Annotated in this window: 2 protein-coding genes; both read right to left on the bottom strand. The window is 67.3% G+C overall.

The features are described 5' to 3' along the window. Positions 1 to 14: 14 nt before the first annotated feature. Positions 15 to 18,380, bottom strand: coding sequence for a non-ribosomal peptide synthetase (locus tag LSQ66_RS09585; protein WP_231769552.1), 18,366 nt, complete (start codon positions 18,378 to 18,380; stop codon positions 15 to 17). A 589-nt stretch (positions 18,381 to 18,969) separates the two neighbouring features. Further along, positions 18,970 to 21,075 carry a TonB-dependent receptor plug domain-containing protein gene (locus LSQ66_RS09580; RefSeq protein ID WP_231769551.1) on the bottom strand — a complete coding sequence of 702 codons (2,106 nt, stop codon included), beginning with the start codon at positions 21,073 to 21,075 and terminating at the stop codon, positions 18,970 to 18,972. Between the last annotated feature and the right edge of the window lie 18 nt (positions 21,076 to 21,093).

Genomic DNA, 21,093 nt, shown 5'->3' with positions numbered 1-21,093 from the left:
ACTGCTCCGTATTCTTAGTGAGATGCGCTGCCGCGCTTTTTCTTCAGCATTTCGAGAATCTGCTCCTTCGTCATCCCCGCGACCTGCTGCTGGATGTCGGCCATGCTGCGCGCGGCAGTTTGCTGGGTGGCGGCGATGCGGCGGTCGATCTGCGCTGCAAGCTCGCCGATGGCCGGTGCGGCGAAGATCTGTCCCAGCCCCAGTTCCACGGCGAAGGTCTGGCGGATGCGCGACAGCAGCTGCGTCGCCAGCAGCGAGTGTCCGCCCAGGTCGAAGAAGCTGTCCTCCATGCCGACCTGCTGCACGCCGAGGAGCGTGGCAACGGTACTTGCCAGCCTGGTTTCCGTAGGCGTGGACGGCGCGACATAGCGCGAGCCGCTGCCCTGGTACTCCGGCGCTGGCAGGGCCTTGCGGTCCACCTTGCCGTTCGGCGTGAGCGGGAAGGCGTCGAGCATGACGAAGGCGGAAGGCACCATGTAGTCCGGCAGGGAAGCCTTGAGCGTGGCCCGCAGTTCGCCAGCCAGCACTTCACCCGCCACGTAGGCGACGATGCGCTTGTCTCCCGGCAGGTCCTCGCGCACCATGACGAGCACCTCGCGCACGGCCGGGTGAGCCGCCAGGCGGCTTTCGATCTCGCCCAGCTCAATGCGGAAGCCGCGCACCTTGACCTGGAAGTCGGCTCGGCCGATGAACTCCACATTCCCATCCGGCAGCCAGCGTGCCAGGTCGCCGGTGCGGTACATGAGCGCTTCGGGCTCGCTGAAGGGATCGGCCACGAACTTCTCGGCCGTCATCTCCGGGCGGTTCAGGTAGCCGCGCGATACCTGGATACCGCCGATATGCAGTTCGCCCACCACGCCTTGCGGAACGGGATTGCCGCCCGCGTCGAGAATGTAGAGCTGCACGTTGGCCAGCGGACGGCCGATGGGCACGGAGCCTTCGAAGGGCTGGGCGCAGTCGAAGACGGTGGCGCAGATGGTCGTTTCGGTCGGGCCGTAGGAGTTGAACAGGCGGCAGCGTGCGGCCCAGTGGCGCGCCAGCGTTGCAGGCAGCACGTCGCCGCCGGTGATGATGGCAAGCTGGCCCAGGTCCGCATCCAGCGGGATCGACGGCAGCACGGAGGACGGAATGCACAGGTGGGTGATGCGGTGCTGCGCCAGCGTGGCGGGCAGCGCCTCGCCCATCAGCGTTTCGCGCGGCTCGATATGCAGGCTGGCGCCGCTGCTCAGGGCCATGGCGATCTCGGACACGCAGACGTCGAAGCCGAAGGCCATGAACTGCAGCAGGCGGCTGTGCTGACCGATGCCGTAGGCCGCGTTCAGCGAAGCCGTGACATTGGCCAGGCCGAGGTGGTGGTTCAGCACTCCCTTCGGCTTGCCGGTGGAACCGGAGGTGTAGATGGCATAAGCCAGGTCGGCGCCGGTGACGCCGCAGTCGGGATTGCTGTCCGGCTGCGAAGACCAGGCATCGTGGCGGTCCAGCGCGACGATGCGCGCGCGCGTGGCTGCGGCCAGCGGCTGCTGGGCCAGTACCAATGGCGCGTTCGCATCGTCGAGGATGGCGGCAATGCGGTCCGCCGGGTGGGCGGGATCGAGCGGCACGTAGGCGGCGCCCGCCTTGAGCACGGCCAGCACGGCAATGACCATGTCGATGCTGCGTTCGGCGTGGATGCCGACCAGGACACCCGGCGCCGCGCCCAGCTCCCGCAGATAGTGCGCGAGCTGGTTGGCGCGGCGATTGAGGCCGTCGTAGCTGAGGGATTCGGCGCCTGCCTGCAGGGCCAGCGCGTCCGGGCGACGCAGCGCCTGCTGCTCGAACTGGCGGTGCAGGCAATCCGCAACCGCCGCCGCAGGGCCCCGGCCGAACTGTTCCAGAAGCTGGACGCGTTCAGCCTCGTTCAACATGCCGATGGAAGCAAGCGGGCGTTCCGGCTCGCTGGCCAGCGTATCGAGCAGCAGCGCGAAGCGCTGGGCCATGCGCTCGATGGTGGCAGCGTCGAACAGGCCGATGTTGTAGTTGAAGCGGGCGTGCAGGCCGTCTTCTCCCTCGGCCATCGAGAGCGTCAGGTCGAACTTGGCCACGGCTTCGGCAGCCTCGGACTCGGCGCGGCTGACCTTCAGGCCGGGCAGCGCGAACTCGCTGGCGGCATTGTTCTGCAGGACGAACATCACCTGGAACAGCGGGCTGTAAGCCGTGCTGCGTTCGGGATTAAGGGCGCTCACCAGCTGCTCGAAAGGCAGGTCCTGGTTGTCGTAGGCGGCAAGGCAGGTCTGTTTGGACTGTTCGAGCAGTTCGCTGAAGGTCGATGCGCGCGACAGGTCGCTGCGGATCACCAGGGTATTGGCGAAGAAGCCGATCAGGCCTTCGAGCTCCTGGCGGCTGCGGTTCGCAATCGGTGTGCCGAAGGCGATGTCGTCCTGCCCGCTGTGGCGCGACAGCAGGAGCGAGAACGCAGCGGACAGCGTCATGAACAGCGTGGCGCCGTGGCGTTGGCCCAGTGCATGCAGGCGTTCGGCCAGGGCGGAAGGCAGCGTGATGCTGTGATAGGCGCCAGCATGCGTGCGCACAGGTGGACGCGGACGGTCCGTCGGCAGCATGAGCAGCGGCGGCAGGCCGTCGAGCTGTTTGCTCCAGTAGGCGAGCTGGCGTTCGAGGGCTGCGCTCTGCGCTGCGCCGCGCTGCCACACAGCGTAGTCGGCATACTGCACCGGAAGCGGCGGCAGGGGATCGGCGCGGCCTTCGAGGAAGGCGGCGTAGAGCGCATTCAGTTCGGCGGTGAGCACGCCCATCGACCAGCCGTCGCTGACGATGTGGTGCGTGGTGATGGCCAGCACGTGGTCGTCATCGGCCAGGCGCAGCAGGCTTGCTCGCAGCAGGGGGCTGGTGCGCAGGTCGAAGCCGTCGCCCGCTTCGGCCAGCAGGTGGCGCTGCAGGGCGGCGCGGCGTTCGGCGGGCGGCAGGCCGCTCAGGTCCGTGAGGGGAAGCTGCAGGGTGCAGGCGGGCGCGATGTCCTGCATGGCCTGGCCTTCGATGCTGACGATGGCAGTGCGCAGGCTTTCGTGGCGGTCTACGACCGCCTGCAGGGCGGCGTGCAGGCAGGCCGCATTGAGCTGTCCCTGCAGGCGCAGCGCCATGGGGATCAGGTAGCTGCCTGCGGCGTCGCCGCCCGAAGCGCGTTCGAACTGGTCGAGGAACCAGAGGCGCTCCTGGGCGAAGGAAGCGGGCAGCGGCTGGCCGCGCGGCGCGGCCGGAATCGGGTCATGGGAAGTACCGCCGGACAGTTTGCCGATGGCGGCAGCCAGTTCGCCCAGAACAGGCGTGGCGAAGACCTGGGCCAGGCTGATCTCGACACCAAGCCTGCTCCGCAGGCGGGAAACCAGCTGGGTCGCGAGCAGAGAGTGGCCGCCCAGGTCGAAGAAACTGTGCGCCATGCCCGCGCGTTCGACCTTCAGTACGGCGATCACGGCATCGGCCAGCGCGTGTTCGGCGGCCGTTTGCGGCGCCACGTAGCGCGAGCCGTCGCCCTGGTACTCCGGCGCTGGCAGCGCCTTGCGGTCCACCTTGCCGTTCGGCGTGAGCGGGAAGGCGTCGAGCATCACAAAGGCGGAAGGCACCATGTAGTCAGGTAGGGAAGCCTTGAGCGTGGCCCGCAGTTCGCCAGCCAGCACTTCACCCGCCACGTAGGCGACGATGCGCTTGTCGCCCGGCAGGTCCTCGCGCACCATGACGAGCACCTCGCGCACGGCCGGGTGAGCCGCCAGGCGGCTTTCGATCTCGCCCAGTTCGATGCGGAAGCCGCGCACCTTGACCTGGAAGTCGGCGCGGCCGATGAACTCCACGTTTCCATCCGGCAGCCAGCGCGCCAGGTCGCCGGTGCGGTACATGAGCGCTTCGGGCTCGCTGAAGGGATCGGCCACGAACTTCTCGGCCGTCATCTCCGGGCGGTTCAGGTAGCCGCGCGATACCTGGATACCGCCGATATGCAGTTCGCCCACCACGCCTTGCGGAACGGGATTGCCGCCCGCATCGAGAATGTAGAGCTGCACGTTGGCCAGCGGACGGCCGATGGGCACCGAGCCTTCGAAGGGCTGGGCGCAGTCGAAGACGGTGGCGCAGATGGTCGTTTCGGTCGGGCCGTAGGAGTTGAACAGGCGGCAGCGCGCAGCCCAGTGGCGCGCCAGCGTTGCAGGCAGCACGTCGCCGCCGGTGATGATGGCAAGCTGGCCCAGGTCCGCATCCAGCGGGATCGACGGCAGCACGGAGGACGGAATGCACAGGTGGGTGATGCGGTGCTGCGCCAGCGTGGCGGGCAGCGCCTCGCCCATCAGTGTTTCGCGCGGCTCGATATGCAGGCTGGCGCCGCTGCTCAGGGCCATGGCGATCTCGGACACGCAGACGTCGAAGCCGAAGGCCATGAACTGCAGCAGGCGGCTGTGCTGACCGATGCCGTAGGCCGCGTTCAGCGAAGCCGTGACATTGGCCAGGCCGAGGTGGTGGTTCAGCACTCCCTTCGGCTTGCCGGTGGAACCGGAGGTGTAGATGGCATAAGCCAGGTCGGCGCCGGTGACGCCGCAGTCAGGATTGCTGTCCGGCTGCGAAGACCAGGCATCGTGGCGGTCCAGCGCGACGATGCGCGCGCCCGTGGCTGCGGCCAGCGGCTGCTGGGCCAGTACCAATGGCGCGTTCGCATCGTCGAGGATGGCGGCAATGCGGTCCGCCGGGTGGGCGGGATCGAGCGGCACGTAGGCGGCGCCCGCCTTGAGCACGGCCAGCACGGCAATGACCATGTCGATGCTGCGTTCGGCGTGGATGCCGACCAGGACACCCGGCGCCGCGCCCAGCTCCCGCAGATAGTGCGCGAGCTGGTTGGCGCGGCGATTGAGGCCGTCGTAGCTGAGGGATTCGGCGCCTGCCTGCAGGGCCAGCGCGTCCGGGCGACGCAGCGCCTGCTGCTCGAACTGGCGGTGCAGGCAATCCGCAACCGCCGCCGCAGGGCCCCGGCCGAACTGTTCCAGAAGCTGGACGCGTTCAGCCTCGTTCAACATGCCGATGGAAGCAAGCGGGCGTTCCGGCTCGCTGGCCAGCGTATCGAGCAGCAGCGCGAAGCGCTGGGCCATGCGCTCGATGGTGGCAGCGTCGAACAGGCCGATGTTGTAGTTGAAGCGGGCGTGCAGGCCGTCTTCTCCCTCGGCCATCGAGAGCGTCAGGTCGAACTTGGCCACGGCTTCGGCAGCCTCGGACTCGGCGCGGCTGACCTTCAGGCCGGGCAGCGCGAACTCGCTGGCGGCATTGTTCTGCAGGACGAACATCACCTGGAACAGCGGGCTGTAAGCCGTGCTGCGTTCGGGATTAAGGGCGCTCACCAGCTGCTCGAAAGGCAGGTCCTGGTTGTCGTAGGCGGCAAGGCAGGTCTGTTTGGACTGTTCGAGCAGTTCGCTGAAGGTCGATGCGCGCGACAGGTCGCTGCGGATCACCAGGGTATTGGCGAAGAAGCCGATCAGGCCTTCGAGCTCCTGGCGGCTGCGGTTCGCAATCGGTGTGCCGAAGGCGATGTCGTCCTGCCCGCTGTGGCGCGACAGCAGGAGCGAGAACGCAGCGGACAGCGTCATGAACAGCGTGGCGCCGTGGCGTTGGCCCAGTGCATGCAGGCGTTCGGCCAGGGCGGAAGGCAGCGTGATGCTGTGATAGGCGCCAGCATGCGTGCGCACAGGTGGACGCGGACGGTCCGTCGGCAGCATGAGCAGCGGCGGCAGGCCGTCGAGCTGTTTGCTCCAGTAGGCGAGCTGGCGTTCGAGGGCTGCGCTCTGCGCTGCGCCGCGCTGCCACACAGCGTAGTCGGCATACTGCACCGGAAGCGGCGGCAGGGGATCGGCGCGGCCTTCGAGGAAGGCGGCGTAGAGCGCATTCAGTTCGGCGGTGAGCACGCCCATCGACCAGCCGTCGCTGACGATGTGGTGCGTGGTGATGGCCAGCACGTGGTCGTCATCGGCCAGGCGCAGCAGGCTTGCTCGCAGCAGGGGGCTGGTGCGCAGGTCGAAGCCGTCGCCCGCTTCGGCCAGCAGGTGGCGCTGCAGGGCGGCGCGGCGTTCGGCGGGCGGCAGGCCGCTCAGGTCCGTGAGGGGAAGCTGCAGGGTGCAGGCGGGCGCGATGTCCTGCATGGCCTGGCCTTCGATGCTGACGATGGCAGTGCGCAGGCTTTCGTGGCGGTCTACGACCGCCTGCAGGGCGGCGTGCAGGCAGGCCGCATTGAGCTGTCCCTGCAGGCGCAGCGCCATGGGGATCAGGTAGCTGCCTGCGGCGTCGCCGCCCGAAGCGCGTTCGAACTGGTCGAGGAACCAGAGGCGCTCCTGGGCGAAGGAAGCGGGCAGCGGCTGGCCGCGCGGCGCGGCCGGAATCGGGTCATGGCCCGTGCCACCGGATAGCCCGTCGATGGCTGCTGCCAGCTCGCTCAGGATCGGCGTCGCGAAAATCTGCGCAAGGCTCAGCTCCACGTCCAGGCTGCGGCGCAGGCGCGAAACGAGGCGGGTTGCAAGCAGCGAATGGCCCCCAAGCTCGAAGAAACTCTGCGCCATGCTTGGATGCTCCAGGCCCAGCACATCGGCAACGGTGTCTGCGAGCACGGCTTCGGTGGAGGTACGCGGCGCGATGTATTCGGCTGCGGTGGCGAGATAGTCCGGCATTGGCAGGGCCTTGCGGTCGATCTTGCCGTTCGGGGTGAGCGGGAAGACGTCGAGCACCATGAAGGCCGAGGGGACCATGTATTCCGGCAGGGTTTCCTGCAGGTGGGCGCGCAGGAGGGCGGCGTCCGGCGCCTCGCCAGCGCGGACGGTGACGTAGGCTACCAGGCGCTGCACGCCCGGCTGGTCTTCACGCGCCATCACCAGCGCTTCGCGCACGGATGGATGGCTCGCCAGGCGGCTTTCGATCTCACCCAGTTCGATGCGGAAACCGCGGATCTTGACCTGGAAGTCGCTGCGGCCCATGTAGTCGATGGCGCCGTCAGGCAGCCAGCGCGCCAGGTCGCCCGTGCGGTACATGCGCGCGCCCGGCGTGGAATCGAAGGGATCGGGCAGGAACTTCTCGTCCGTCAGCGCCGGCTGGTTCAGGTAGCCGCGCGCGACCTGGATGCCGCCGATATACAGCTCGCCCGGCACGCCCACGGGAGCCAGGCCGCCTTGCCGGTCCAGCACATAGGCGCGCGTATTGGCTATCGGGCGGCCGATGGGGATGCGGCCGGGCGCATCGTCCGCACGCGCCGTCCAGGCGGTGACGTCGATGGTCGTTTCAGTGGGGCCGAACAGATTGTGCAGCGGCAGATGGGGCATACGCCGGAAGAAGCTGCGCGCCACTTCCTCGGAGAGCGCTTCGCCGCCGCAAATGACATGGCGCAGGGACGTGCAGCGCGCCAGGCCGGGTTCCTCGCAGATCAGGGCCAGCATGGTCGGAATGAACTTGACGGTGGTGATCTGGTGCTCGGCGATGGCCTCCACCAGATAGGCCGGATCTGCATGGCCGCCCGGGCGGGCGAACACGAGGCGCGCGCCGCACAGCAGTGGGCTCCAGAATTCCCAGAGACCGCCGTCGAAGGCGAAGGCAGTCTTCTGCAGGATCCGGTCGTCCGCCTCGAGCTGCAGGTAGTCCTGCTTCCAGAGCAGGAAGTTGCGCAGGGAGCGGTGTTCGACCATGACGCCCTTGGGCGTTCCGGTGGAGCCGGACGTATAGATCACGTAGGCGAGGTTGGACGGACCTGCGGCAGGGGCAGGATCGTGGCCAGACGCATCGGCCCACGCGGCCGCATCGGTATCCAGGCACAGGGCCGGGCAGGGCGGGGCTGGCAGGGCGGGGAGCAACGCCTGCTGTGTCAGGAGAAGCACGGCGCGCGTATCGGCGAGCAGGAAGGCGATGCGCTCGGCGGGATAGGCCGGGTCGATCGGCACGTAGGCGCCACCGGCCTTGAGGACGGCCAGCAGGGCGACGATCATCTCCAGGCTGCGTTCCGCGCAGACGGCAACCAGTACGTCCGGGCCGACGCCGCGCGCCTGCAGGTGGTGGGCAAGGCGGTTGGCCTGGAGGTTGAGTTCCGCGTAGCTCAGCGTGGCCTCGCCGATCTGGGCGGCGATGGCGTCCGGCGTGCGGCGGACCTGCGCTTCAATGAGCTCGGGAATGCAGCAGTCGGGGTAGGAAGCGGCTGTGTCGTTCCAGCGGGCCTGCAAGGCGGCATCGGCGGAGGTGAGCATGGACAGGTCGTCCAGGCGCGTACCCGCCTGAGCGCCGGCGAGGCTGCGCAGCAACTCCCCGAAACTGTCCGTAAGGCGTTCGATCGTGGCCGTGTCGAACAGGCTTGTGCTGTAGACGAAGCGTCCGCTCAAGGCAGCGGGGCCTTCCTCCATCGCCAGGCTCAGGTCAAACTTCGCGACTTCAGCCAGGCCTTCCGTATCGCAGGGCTGAATTTCCAGCCCCGGCAGCGCAAGGCTTCCTTCCCTCATGTTCTGCAACACGAAGAGAACCTGGAACAGCGGCGTGTAGGAAGTGCTGCGCTCGGGATTGATGGCGCTCACCAGCTGCTCGAAGGGCAGGTCCTGGTTGCCGTAAGCTTCAAGGCAGGTGCGGCGTGTTTGCGCCAGCAATTCGCCCACGGTGGATGTCGCATCGAGATCGGTGCGGATGACCAGCGTGTTGACGAAGAAGCCGATCAGCTGCTCCAGTTCCTGGCGGCTGCGGTTGGCGATTGGCGTGCCAAAGGCGATGTCGGTCTGGCCACTGTAGCGCCCGAGCAGCAGGGAGAAGGCGGCGGACAGGGTCATGAACAGGGTCGTTCCGTTACGCTGGCTGAGCGCTTTCAGTCCGGCCGCCACATCCGCCGGGACATGGAAACTGAGGCCCGCGCACTCGTAGCGCTGCACGGCGGGCCGTGGGCGGTCGGTTGGCAGTGCAAGCAGGGCCGGAAGGCCGGCCAGCTTGCCCGACCAGTATTCCAGCTGGCTGGCGAGCATTCCCGCGTGGCCGGGCCCGCGCTGCCAGGCAGCATAGTCTGCATACTGGATCGGCAGAGGCGGGAGGGGATCAGCGCTGCCGACCGCAAATGCGGAATACAGCGCGGACAGCTCGGCACGCAGGAGGTCCATGGACCAGCCATCGCCAACGATATGGTGGAGGGTGAGCGACAGCACGTGCTCGTCCGCCGCGATGCGCAGCAGGCAGCCACGCATCAGCGGGGCCTTGCGCAGGTCGATAGGTAAGGATGCCTGCTCGCGCAGGATGCCGCTCAGGATCGAAGCGCGTTCGCCATCCGGAAGCGCGCCAAGATCGTGAAGGGGAAGTTCGAACTGCACTTCGCCGGCAATCTCCTGCACGGCGCAGCCATCGCTCCCCGTCACCGCCGTGCGCAGCGCCTCGTGGCGGTTGACGATGGCCTGCATGGCGCGCTGCAGGGCAGGCACATTCAGTTCGCCGCACAGGCGTACCGCCATCGGAATGAGGTAGTTCGCGCTCGTTCCGCCTTCCAGCTGGTCGAGGAACCACAGGCGCTCCTGGGCGAAGGACGCGGGCAGGAGCTGGTCTCTTGGGGCTGGCGGAATCGGCGCCAGTGCTTCGCCACCTTGGGACGCATCGATGGCGCGGGCCAGGTCGCCCAGCACAGGGGTTGCGAACAGTTGCGCCAGGTTCAACTCGGCGCCCAGGCTGCGACGCAGGCGTGAAACCAGCTGCGTCGCCAGCAGCGAATGGCCGCCCAGGTCGAAGAAGCTGTCGCCCATGCCCGGCTGTCCGCATTTCAGCACTGCGGCAACGGTATCGGCCACCACCTGCTCTGTCAGCGTGCGCGGGGCGATGTACTGGGCGGCGCCGGGCTGCATGTCCGGCGCTGGTAGGGCCTTGCGGTCCGCCTTGCCGTTTGGCGAGAGCGGGAAGGCGTCAAGCACCACGAAGGCGGAAGGAATCATATAGTCGGGCAGGGTGGCCTGCAAATGGGCCTTCAGAATGGCGCCGTCCACGTCGCCGGTCACATAGGCCACCAGGCGGTCCTCCCGCGCCATCACCAGCACTTCGCGCACGGAGGGATGGCTGGCCAGGCAGTTTTCGATCTCGCCAAGTTCGATACGGAAGCCGCGCAGTTTGACCTGATGGTCCATGCGGCCGAGGAACTCCACATTTCCGTCAGGGAGCCAGCGCGCCAGGTCGCCGGTGCGGTACATGCGGGCGCCGGGAACCCCGATGAAGGGATCGGCCACGAACTTCTCGGCTGTGAGTTCCGGACGGTGCAGGTAGCCGCGTGCCACCTGAACGCCGCCGATGTGCAGTTCACCAGCCACGCCGAGCGGCGCAGGAGCGCCTTCCGGGTCGAGGATGTAGATGCGCGTGTTGGCGATGGGCGGCCCGAGCACCACGGTCTCGCTCTCATGGCCGGGCTGGCAGGTCCATGCCGTGGCGTCGACCGTGCATTCGGTAGGGCCGTAGAGATTGTGCACGCGGAGCTGCGGCAGCAGGGCGTGGCAGCGCTGTACCAGCTGCGACGGCAGGGCTTCGCCCCCGCAGAACAAGTGGCGCAGGGACTGGCATTCGGCGAAACCCGCTTCTTCGCACACGAGTGCGAGCAGCGAGGGAACGAATTTGGCTGCGGTAATACCCTGTTCGCGCATGGTGCGCACCAGCCCTGCCGGGTCGAGATGCTCGCCGGGCTGCGCGAAGACGATGCGTGCGCCGCACAGCAGCGGCGTCCAGAACTCCCACACCGAGCCATCGAAGGCGAAGGAGGTCTTCTGAAGAACGCGGTCTTCGGACGTGAAGCGGTAAGTGTCCTGCTTCCACAGCAGAAGGTTCATCAGGGCCGCATGCTCGATCATCACTCCCTTGGGCAGGCCTGTCGAACCGGAGGTGTAGATGACATAGGCGAGATTGCTGCGGTCGGCCGCGCAGGCGGGAGGGGTGTCCGGCCACTCCTGCAGCGATTCGCCCAGGCCGAGCGGCAATACGGTGGCGCCGGTCGCAGGCAGCACTGGCAGAAGATGGCGCTGTGCCAGCAGCACGGGAGCGCGCGCATGATCGATCATGTAGGCGATGCGCTCCGCAGGATAGGCAGGGTCCACGGGCACGTAGGCGCCGCCTGCTTTCAGCACTGCCAGCATGCCGACGATCATCTCCAGGCTGCGCTCCGCGCACAGGCCAACGAGAACGTCGGGCCCCACGCCCTGCGCCTGCAGGCAGTGTGCGAGGCGGTTGGCCTGGCGGTCCAATTCCCCGTAGCTCAGGGTGGCGCTACCGATCTGCGCGGCAATGGCATGCGGTGTGCGGCGCGCCTGGGCTTCCACCATTTCGTGCACACAGCCGTGTTCCGGGAAGGCCACGGTCGTGGAGTTGAAGTGCTCCAGCATCAGGCTCCACTCCGCGGCGGAGGTCATGGCCAGGGTCTGGGCGGGGATATCCGGGCGTTCCACGATATCGTGCAGCAGCACCGACAGGCGCTCCATCATGCGCTCGATGGTGTTGCCGTCGAACAGCGCCACGTTGTACATTACTTCGGCGAACAGGCCGCCGTCCTTCTCGGTCATGCCCAGTTCGAGGTCGAACTTCACGGCGGTATAGGGCGCAACGGTGCCAAGCGCTTCTTCCGTAAGGGCTGGCAGGCTGACTTCCGCCGCCGAATTGTTGTGAAGGCTGAACATCACCTGGAACAATGGGCTGTAGGCGGTGCTGCGTTCGGGGTTGAGCGCGCTCACCAGCTGCTCGAAAGGCAGGTCCTGGTTCTCGTAGGCCGCAAGACAGGTGCGGCGCATGCGTTCCAGCAGCTCGGCGAAGCTTACGCCCTGTGGCAGCGTGCTGCGGATGACGAGGGTGTTGGCAAAGAAGCCGATCAGCTTCTCCACCTCGTGGCGGTTGCGGTTCGCGATGGGCGTGCCGAAGGCTACGTCGTCCTGGCCGCTGTGGCGGGCCAGCAGCAGCGAGAACGCGGCAGACAGTGTCATGAACAGGGTCGCGCCGTGGCGCTGCCCGAGGGCGTTGAGCTTTGCGGTGAGCGTGGCGGGCAGCGTGAAGCTGTAGTAGGCGCCCTGATGGCTGCGTACCGGCGGACGCGGACGGTCCGTGGGCAGTGCCAGCAGCGGCGGCAGGCCGGCCAGCTGGCCGGTCCAGTAATCGAGCTGGCGTTCCAGCACGGTGCCCTGTTCGGCGCTGCGTTGCCAGGCGGCGTAGTCGGCATACTGAATGGGCAGGGGCGGCAGGGGATTGGCGCGGCCTCCCACAAAGGCGGCGTACAGCGCGTTCAGCTCCTCGGTAAGCACAGCAATCGACCAGCCGTCGCTGACGATGTGGTGCATGGTGATGGCCAGCACGTGCTCTTCCGGCGCGAGCCGGAACAGGACGGTGCGCAGGAGCGGCGCCTGCCCCAGGTCGAAGCCTTCCAGCGCTTCGGCCAGCAGCTTGCGCTGGAGCGCCGCTTCGCGCTCGCCGGACGGGAGCATGCCCAGGTCCGCCAGCGGCAGCGGGATGGCCTGCTCGGGTGCGATCTCCTGCATCGCGTGCCCGTCGATGCCCGTGATGGCAGTGCGCAGGCTCTCATGGCGGTCCACGATGGCCTGCAGGGCGCGGTGCAGGGCCTGCACGTCCAGGCGGCCGCGCAGGCGTAGCGCCATGGGAATCAGGTAGCTGGCGGCGCTGGCCCCACCTTCCAGCTGGTCGATGAACCAGAGCCGTTCCTGGGCAAAGGAGGCCGGCAGCGGGCCGCTGCGGGGAACGCAGGCAATTGCGGACTGCCCGTTGCCGCTGTCTTTCGCGTCGATGGCGGCAGCCAGTTCGCCCAGCACCGGTGTCGCGAACAGCTGGGCAAGCCCGAGCTCCACGCCGAGGGCGCTGCGCAGGCGCGACACCAGCTGGGTTGCCAGCAGCGAGTGGCCGCCCAGTTCGAAGAAGCTGTGGTTCATTCCCGCGCGCGGAATGCGGAGCACGTCCATGACGGCTTCCGCGAGCGCGGCTTCCGTCGCAGTACGGGGAGCGAGGTAGTCGCCTTCCGCCGCCTGCATTTCTGGCGCCGGGAGCGCCTTGCGGTCGATCTTTCCGTTGCCCGTCAGGGGGAAGCTCTCCATCACCACGATGGCGGAGGGTACCATGTACTCGGGCAGGGTTTCCTTGAGGCGGGCGCGCAGCTCTGATGCCTCGGCATCGCCTGCGACGTAGGCAACCAGGCGCTTGTCGCCCGGCTGGTCCTCGCGCGCCATCACGAGGGCGCCGCGCACGGACGGCAGGGCCGCCAGGCGGTTTTCGATTTCGCCCAGTTCGATACGGAAGCCACGGATCTTGACCTGGAAGTCCTTGCGGCCCAGGTATTCCAGCTCACCGTGCCGTGTCCAGCGTGCCAGGTCGCCGCTGCAGTACAGGCGCGCGCCAGGCGTGGCTGCATAAGGATCGGGAATGAAGCGCTCGGCCGTCAGCTCGGGGCGGTTCAGGTAGCCGCGGCCGACACCAGCACCGCCTACATGGATCTCGCCCGTCACGCCGACCGGCACGGGCTGGCCGGTTTCGTCGAGCAGGTGCAGCTGAAGGTCGGGGATCGCCACGCCGATCACGCTGGCCCCTGCCGCCAGGTCGCTGTGGCGCAGGCGGCGGTAGCTCACGTGCACGGTGGTCTCGGTGATGCCGTACATGTTGACGAGGCGCTCGTCCTGCTGTCCGAAACGCGCGAACCATGGCGCCAGGCTGCGCATGTCCAGCGCCTCGCCGCCGAAGACGACATGGCGCAGGGTGCCAAGCCCATGCTGGGGCGCCTCCTGCATTGCATTGAGCAGCTGGCCGAAGGCGGATGGCGTCTGGCTCAGCATCGTCACCTGCTCGCGCTCCAGCAGTTCAAGGAACGCCGATGGCGAGCGGCTGGTCTCGTAAGGAACGATGACGGCGCGGCCTCCGTGCAGCAGCGCGCCCCACAGTTCCCACACGGAGAAGTCGAAAGCGAAAGCGTGGAAGACCGACCACACGTCGCTGGCGTCGAAGCCGAACCAGTGGCGGGTGGCGCCAAAGAGGCGCGCCACATGGCGGTGCTCGATCATCACCCCCTTCGGCAGGCCGGTGGAGCCGGAGGTGTAGATTACGTAGGCCAGCGCGGTTGGATCGGTACCGACGGACGGGCGGGTGGACGGATAGTTCGCGAGCTCCGCGCCGTCCAGCAGCAGGACGGCGGAAGGCGACGGGCCATCGAGCAGGGCGCTTTCGGTGACCAGCATCCTGGCATCGGCATCGCCCAGGATGAAGCGCAGGCGTTCTTCCGGAATCGAAGGGTCCAGCGGCAGATAGGCGGCGCCCGCCTTCAGCACTCCAAGCATGGCCGCCGCCACCTGCACGCTGCGGCGGGCGCGGATGCCGACGAGCATGCCAGGTTCGATGCCCGAGGCGATCAGCGCATGGGCGATGCGGTTGGCGGCGCTGTCCAGCGCAGCGTAGCTGAGGCTTTGCGTGTCGTCGCTCACGGCGATGCTGTCCGGCGCCAGGTCGGCCTGGCGTTCGAACATATGGTGCATGCATTCCGCGTCTGCGGAAACCGATGTATGGCGGTTGAAGCTGTCGATCAGCGCACGCTCGGCATCCGGCAGCATGCGCAGGCGGGAGAGTGGCGCGGAAGGCTGGCGCACGATATCCGCCAGCAGCGTGGTGAAGCGCTCCGCCATCAGGCCGATGGTGGACGCTTCGAAGAGATCGGTGCTGAAGTTGAAGAAGGCGTCCAGCGCGCCTTCGCGCTCTTCCAGCGTAAGGGTGAGGTCGAATTTGGCGCTGCCAAGCCAAGCCCCCACATTCTGCATGTCCGCTTCCAGGCCGGGCATGCGGGGCAGCGCGGCTTCGGCATTCTGCAGCACCAGCATGACCTGGAACAGCGGGCTGTAGGCCGTGCTGCGCTCGGGATTGAGGGCGCTCACCAGCTGCTCGAAGGGCAGGTCCTGGTTATCGTAGGCGGCAAGGCAGGTCTGTTTGGACTGTTCGAGCAGTTCGCTGAAGGTCGTTGCGCGCGACAGGTCGCTGCGGATCACGAGGGTGTTGGCGAAGAAGCCGATCAGGTCTTCGAGCTCGTGGCGGTTGCGGTTCGCGATCGGCGTACCGAAGGCGATGTCATCCTGGCCGCTGTGGCGCGACAGCAGGAGGGAAAAAGCGGCGGAGAGCGTCATGAAGAGCGTGGCGCCGTGGCGCTGCCCCAGTTCCTTGAGGTCCGCCGTCAGGCAGGCGGGCAGTGTGAAGCAATGGTAGCCGCCACGGTAGCTGCGCACGGGGGGACGGGGATGGTCCGTGGGCAGCGTGAGGAGAGGAGGCAAGCCTTCAAGCTGGCCTGCCCAGTAATCCAGCTGGCGTTGGAGCATTTCGCCCTGCTGCGGTTCGCGCTGCCACAGCGCGTAATCCACGTACTGGACAGCGAGAGCGCTAAGCGGATCCGGCCGCCCGGCAGCGAAGGCTTCATAGAGCGCGCCGAGCTCCTTTGCAAGCACGGAGAGGGACCAGCCATCGCTTGCGATGTGATGCATGGCCACCGACAGCATGTGCTCATCGTCCGCAGTGCGGAAGAGGGCAGCGCGCACCAGTGGGGCGTGGTTCAGGTGGAATGCCTCGCCAGCATGGGCGATCAGATGTTCGCGCAGGTTCTGCTCCGGCCTCCCGCGCAAATCGGCCTCCTGCCACGGCAGCATCGCCTTCGCCACGATGTGCTGAACGGGCCGGCCCTCATGGCTGACGATGGCGGTACGCAGGCTTTCATGGCGGTCCACAATGGCCTGCAGCGCGCGCCGCAGGCAGTTCGCGTCCAGCGTGCCATTCAGGCGCAGCGCCATCGGAATCAGGTAGTTCGCCGCGTGCGCGCTGCCTTCCAGCTGGTCCAGGAACCACAGGCGCTCCTGCGCGAAGGATGCGGGGAGTTGCTGGCCGCGCGGAGCGGCGGGAATAGGTTCATGGACGGCGCCGCCGGAGAGCTTGCCGATGGCGGCCGCCAGATCGCCCAGGATAGGCGTGGCGAACAACTGCGCCAGGCTCAGCTCCACGGACAGCTTGTTGCGCAGGCGGGAGATCAGCTGGGTCGCCAGCAGCGAGTGGCCGCCCAGTTCGAAGAAGCTGTGCGCCATGCCTGCGCGCTCCAGGCCCAGCACCTCGGCCACAGCGTCGGCCAGCACGGTTTCGGTGGGCGTGCGCGGAGCGATGTATTCGGCGGCGGCCGCGAGATAGTCCGGCGCAGGCAGGGCCTTGCGGTCCATCTTGCCGTTCGGGGTGAGCGGGAAGGCCTCAAGGATCACGAAGGCCGACGGCACCATGTAGTCCGGCAGCGCGGCCTTCAGGTGCGCCGTGAGCGCCGCGGCATCGGGCGCCTCGCCGCCATGGCCCGTCACGTAGGCTGCCAGGCGCTTGTCGCCCGGCTGGTCTTCGCGGGCCATCACCAGCGCTTCGCGCACGGAGGGATGGCTGGCCAGGAGGTTCTCGATCTCGCCCAGTTCGATGCGGAAGCCGCGGATCTTGACCTGGTGGTCGGCGCGGCCGAGGAAGGCCATGCGGCCGCCCGGGAGCCAGCGCACGATGTCGCCGGTGCGGTACATGCGCTTGCCCGGAGCGCCGCAGAAGGGATCGTCGAGGAAGCGTTCAGCGGTGAGCTCGGGGCGGTTCAGGTAGCCGCGCGCAACGCCCGCGCCGCCGATATACAGCTCGCCCACTGCACCCACGGGCAGCATGCAGCCGCTGCCGGAGAGCACGTAGAGGCGGGTGTTGGAGATGCCGCGCCCGATATCAGGCACGGTATCGAGCGGGCTGTCGAAGCGTGCCCAGGTCGAGTAGGTGGTGTCCTCGGACGGCCCGTACAGGTTGTAGACGGGACGCAGCGGATTCTGGGCCAGCAGGCCGTTGACCAGCCTTGCGGCCAAAGGCTCGCCAGCGAGGTTGATGGCAACGGCCGATGCGGGAATGGCATCGCGTTCGAGCAGCACCTTGATGGCCGATGGCACGGTGTTGATCAGGCTTACGTCAGGCTGCTGGTCGAGCAGGGCCAGCGCGTCGGGCACGACCACGCAGCAGTGTCCGAAGCTCAGGGGCACGAAGAGTTCGAAGACGGAGAGGTCGAAGTTGAGCGAGGTGCTGGCCAGCACGCTGCGCAGCTCTGCGCCGCTGAAGCTGTCGCGGGCCCATTGCAGCATGGCGACGGTGTTGCGGTGGCGGATGGCCACGCCCTTGGGCAGGCCGGTCGAGCCGGAGGTGTAGATCAGGTAGGCCAGGTGCTCCGGCGTCACACCGGTACTGTCGCGCGAAGGATTGGCGTCGCTGAAGACCGCGAAGTCTTCGCCGCGGTCCAGGTAAAGCGCGAGCTGCGGTGGCAGTTGCAGGGCGGACGGCAGCGCGGCGCCGGTGAGCACGGTGGCCACGGCGCTGTCTTCCAGAATGCCCTGCAGGCGCGCGGGCGGATAGCTCGGATCGAGGGCAACGTAGGCGCCGCCCGCCTTCAGGATGCCGAGCAGGCCGGCCACCATGAGGGCGCTGCGCTCCATGCAGACCCCGACCAAACCGTCGGGGCGCAGGCCGCGCGCCAGCAGGCTGTGTGCGATGCGGTTGGCACGGCGGTTCAGCTCATCGTAGGTCCACGCGGTATCGCCGCAGCGCACGGCGATGGCCAGGGGTGTGGCGGCCGCCTGCGCCTCGAAGAGATCATGAATGCAGCAGTCGGGATAAGGGCTGGCATTGTCGTTCCATTGCGCCTGCAAGGCCGCGTCGGCGGCGGTCAGCATGGAGAGCGTGTCGAGCGGCGAACCGGCGGGCGCGCTCGCGATGCTGCGCAGCAGTTCGCAGAAGCTGTCCGCAAGCCTCGCCAGCGTCGCGGCGTCGAACAGCTCTTCCGCGTAGTACAGCTTCCCTTCGAGGCCGCCATGCGATTCGCGCAGGGCCATGCTCACATCCAGGCCTTCGAAAGCGCCTTCCACATTCAGGCAGAACAGCGACTGGTACAGGGGATGGAAGGCGGTGCTCTTTTCGGGACAGAGCGCATCGGCCAGAGCCGCGGCGGGCATGGCGTGTTCGCGCGCCACGGCCCAGGCGCCGCGCAGCTGAGTCGCCAGCGCGGAGAACCTGTGCGCCGCGCCCGGTTCCGCACGCAGCACGAGCACATCGCCTTCATGCGGCACGCCGAAGGCGACATCATCGCTTCCTGCGAAGCGCGACAGCAGCAGCGCATATGCCGCGGCGAGGCTTGCCGCCGCCTCTTCCGCGCCGCCGGTTGCGGCCAGGAAGGCAGCGTAGTCCTGCGCAGGCACGCTGAACGTATGGCTGGCCTGGGCGCCCCGCAGCGCGGCGGGACGCGGGCGGTCGGTCGCCAGCGACAGGGGCGGAACGCCGTCCAGCTGGCGGGTCCAGTAGTTCAGCTGATGGGCAAAGGTGCGCGAAGTCATGGATGTTCTTCCTGTTCAGGTCTGCCCCGCAAGGCAAAGGAAATGCAGCGGCCAGGCGCGAGCCGCGGCAGGCGCCAATGTCCGGAAATGCGTTCAGTGCTGAGGCGCCGGTGCGGCGCTGGAGTGAGGCGTCAGGGCGAGGGGTGATCGGGGGATCTTGCGGAGCGCGTGGGCGCAGCTGGAGTGAGTGCGGAGCGGTTCGAGATACGCCACGAACCGTATTGATGCGAGAAGGTGTACAGCATGATCAACCTTTCTTTCTGACACAGCAGGCCCTGTAAGACCCGCGGTAATGACATCGCCCCTCGCACCGCGATGGTGGTGGCGGCGCGAAGACGTCCAGTGCTAGGCAAAGCCAGTTCGTGGTGTGGCTTTGGTGCGCGTATTGTATGGGCGGAGTTGTCACAAAACTGTCAGAGAGTGACGCTAAATTTCCGCAATATTGTATGGATAATGGTCAAGTACGCGCGAAGGCAGTTGCTTGCTTTTTGCAAGGATCGTGCGCAATGGATTGCGTGCCCGCGCGGCGGACAAAGAGGGATGCCGGAAGGATTTTGCGGCGGCGGAAAATCCGCCGCCGCTGGCCGGATTACAGCGTGTAGATGGCCTGCACCCAGAAGGCGCGGGGAGCCTGCGGAAGGTCGTGCGGGATCGAGAGGCCTGGCGCCAGGCTGGGTTCGCGCACATCGGCATCGAAAAGATTTCGTACAGATGCGGAGAAGTTCCACTGCTGTTTGCCGCGCCGCGTGGACAGCGTGAGGTCCACAGTCTTGTAGCCGCCCAGCGGCTTGCGTGCGTCGTTCGGCGCGCGCTGGCGTTCGCCCACCCAGTTCAGCTGCGCGCTCGCCACCAGGGCGCTGCTGAACTGCCAGTCGGCCCGGCCGTTCATGTGGTGGTGGGGTGCATAGCCCGCGTCGCGGCCGGTGGTCTTGTCTTTCGACTGCTGCCACGCATAGTTGCCCACCAGGCGCATATTGCGCGCGATGCTCCAGTTGCCTTCCACTTCGATACCATGTCCGCTCTGGTCGCCCGTGTTGGCATAGGTTGCGCCGGTATTGGGCACGGCATTGGGCACGGTGCGGATGATGTCCGTCATCGAGTAGTGGAACAGGGTGAAGTTGAGCTGCGCGTCGGCCGTGGCCTGCCAGGCCAGGGCCGCTTCCAGCGTGCTGTTCTTCTCGGGCTTGAGGTCCGGATTCCCGAGCGCCACGGGATTTGTGATGCTGTGGCCTTCGTTGAACGAGGGCGCGCGGAAGGCGCGGCCGTACAGCAGCTTGGCCGTGAGGTCGAAGCTCGCATCCCAGACCAGCGCCAGGCGCGGATTGGTGGTGCCGCCGAAGTCGGAATACTGGTCGTGGCGCACGCCTGCAGTCAGGTTCCAGTCTTTCGCGATGCGCCATTCGTCCTGCAGATAGACGTAGTCGATCTGGCGCCGCTGGGGTTTGATGAACGGGTCCTGGTCCACGAAGTCCACCACGGAGGGCAGAGGAATCGGCGTACCGTTCGGAGCGTAGTTGAAGTTGCGGCTTTCGTGCGTGCGGTACAGGTCCAGGTCGTCGTGGCCGATGCCGAGGCGGATATGGTGGTTCTCGATGCCGCTGTAGTCGGCGTAGGCCGAGAGGCGGAAGATGCGCTCGTAGGCATCCGGCCCCCCGATCATCCCGTTGGGGAAAGTGCCGGTGGGGAGCTTGGTCCCCGGCGGCAGCAGCACGAAATCGACGGGAATCTCCTGGCGGTATTCCTGGGCATTGATGGCGGCGCCAACGCCGAGATCGCGCGTGAACTGCGGGTCCGTCCACGAGAGGCCTGCCGTAATGCGTTCGCTGCGCTGCTTGCCCACGGGGTCGAGCGCGGAAGCAATGCCCGCGCCGGTGCCCAGGTTGTCGCGCAGCTTGTAGCCCGCGCGGGCCCGCCATTTGCCGTAGCCCAGTTCCAGGTTGGCGTCGATGGCGTCGTAGCCCACGTTCACGGGGCCAGGCGCCAGGCTGGCCCTGGTGCCGAAGATCTGGTCGTTGCGGGTCTGGGCGTCAGCATCGATGATGCTGCGGAAGCCGTTGCTGTCGCCGGTGCGGATATAGGCCGCCACTTCCACCGGGCCGATGGTGCCGCCGTGCTGCACCCACGCGTCGCGCGTGCGGAAGGAGCCGGCGCGCGCGCCGATCTCGGTGCCCGGCGTATCGGCTGCCGATTTGGTGATGATGTTGATGACGCCGGAGAAGGCGTCTGAGCCGTAGAGGGCCGAGCCCGGGCCGCGCATCACTTCGATGCGGGCGATATGCTCGACGGGATAGCCTCCCCACAGATTGCCCTTGCTGCCCACGAAGGCCGTGGTGACGGGCACGCCGTTCTGCAGCACCAGCAGCTGGGGCGTGAACTGGGTCACCACGCCGCGCACCACATACAGCGGCGTGTAGTTGTTCGCGCTGCGGTTCACGTGCAGCCCGGCCACCGTTTCCAGCACCTGGTCCAGGTCCGTCGCGCCCATGGCGGCGATGTCGGCCGCGGTGATCACGGTCGCAATGCCCGGCGCCCGGCGCAGCGTCATGCTGCTGCCGGTGGCGATGCTCACGCTATCGTTGTCGCCATAAACCAGGCTGAGTTCTTCTTCCTCGGTTACCGATTGGCCCATCGCGGCCAGGGAGTTGCCGGCAAAAGCGGCAGCAATGCACAACCTGAGAATAAGCGACGACTTCAAGTTCCTGTCTCCTTGCGG

This window comes from Massilia endophytica (assembly GCF_021165955.1).
GTDB lineage: Bacteria > Pseudomonadota > Gammaproteobacteria > Burkholderiales > Burkholderiaceae_D > Rugamonas > Rugamonas endophytica.
This window is presented reverse-complemented; position numbering and strand designations above follow the sequence as displayed.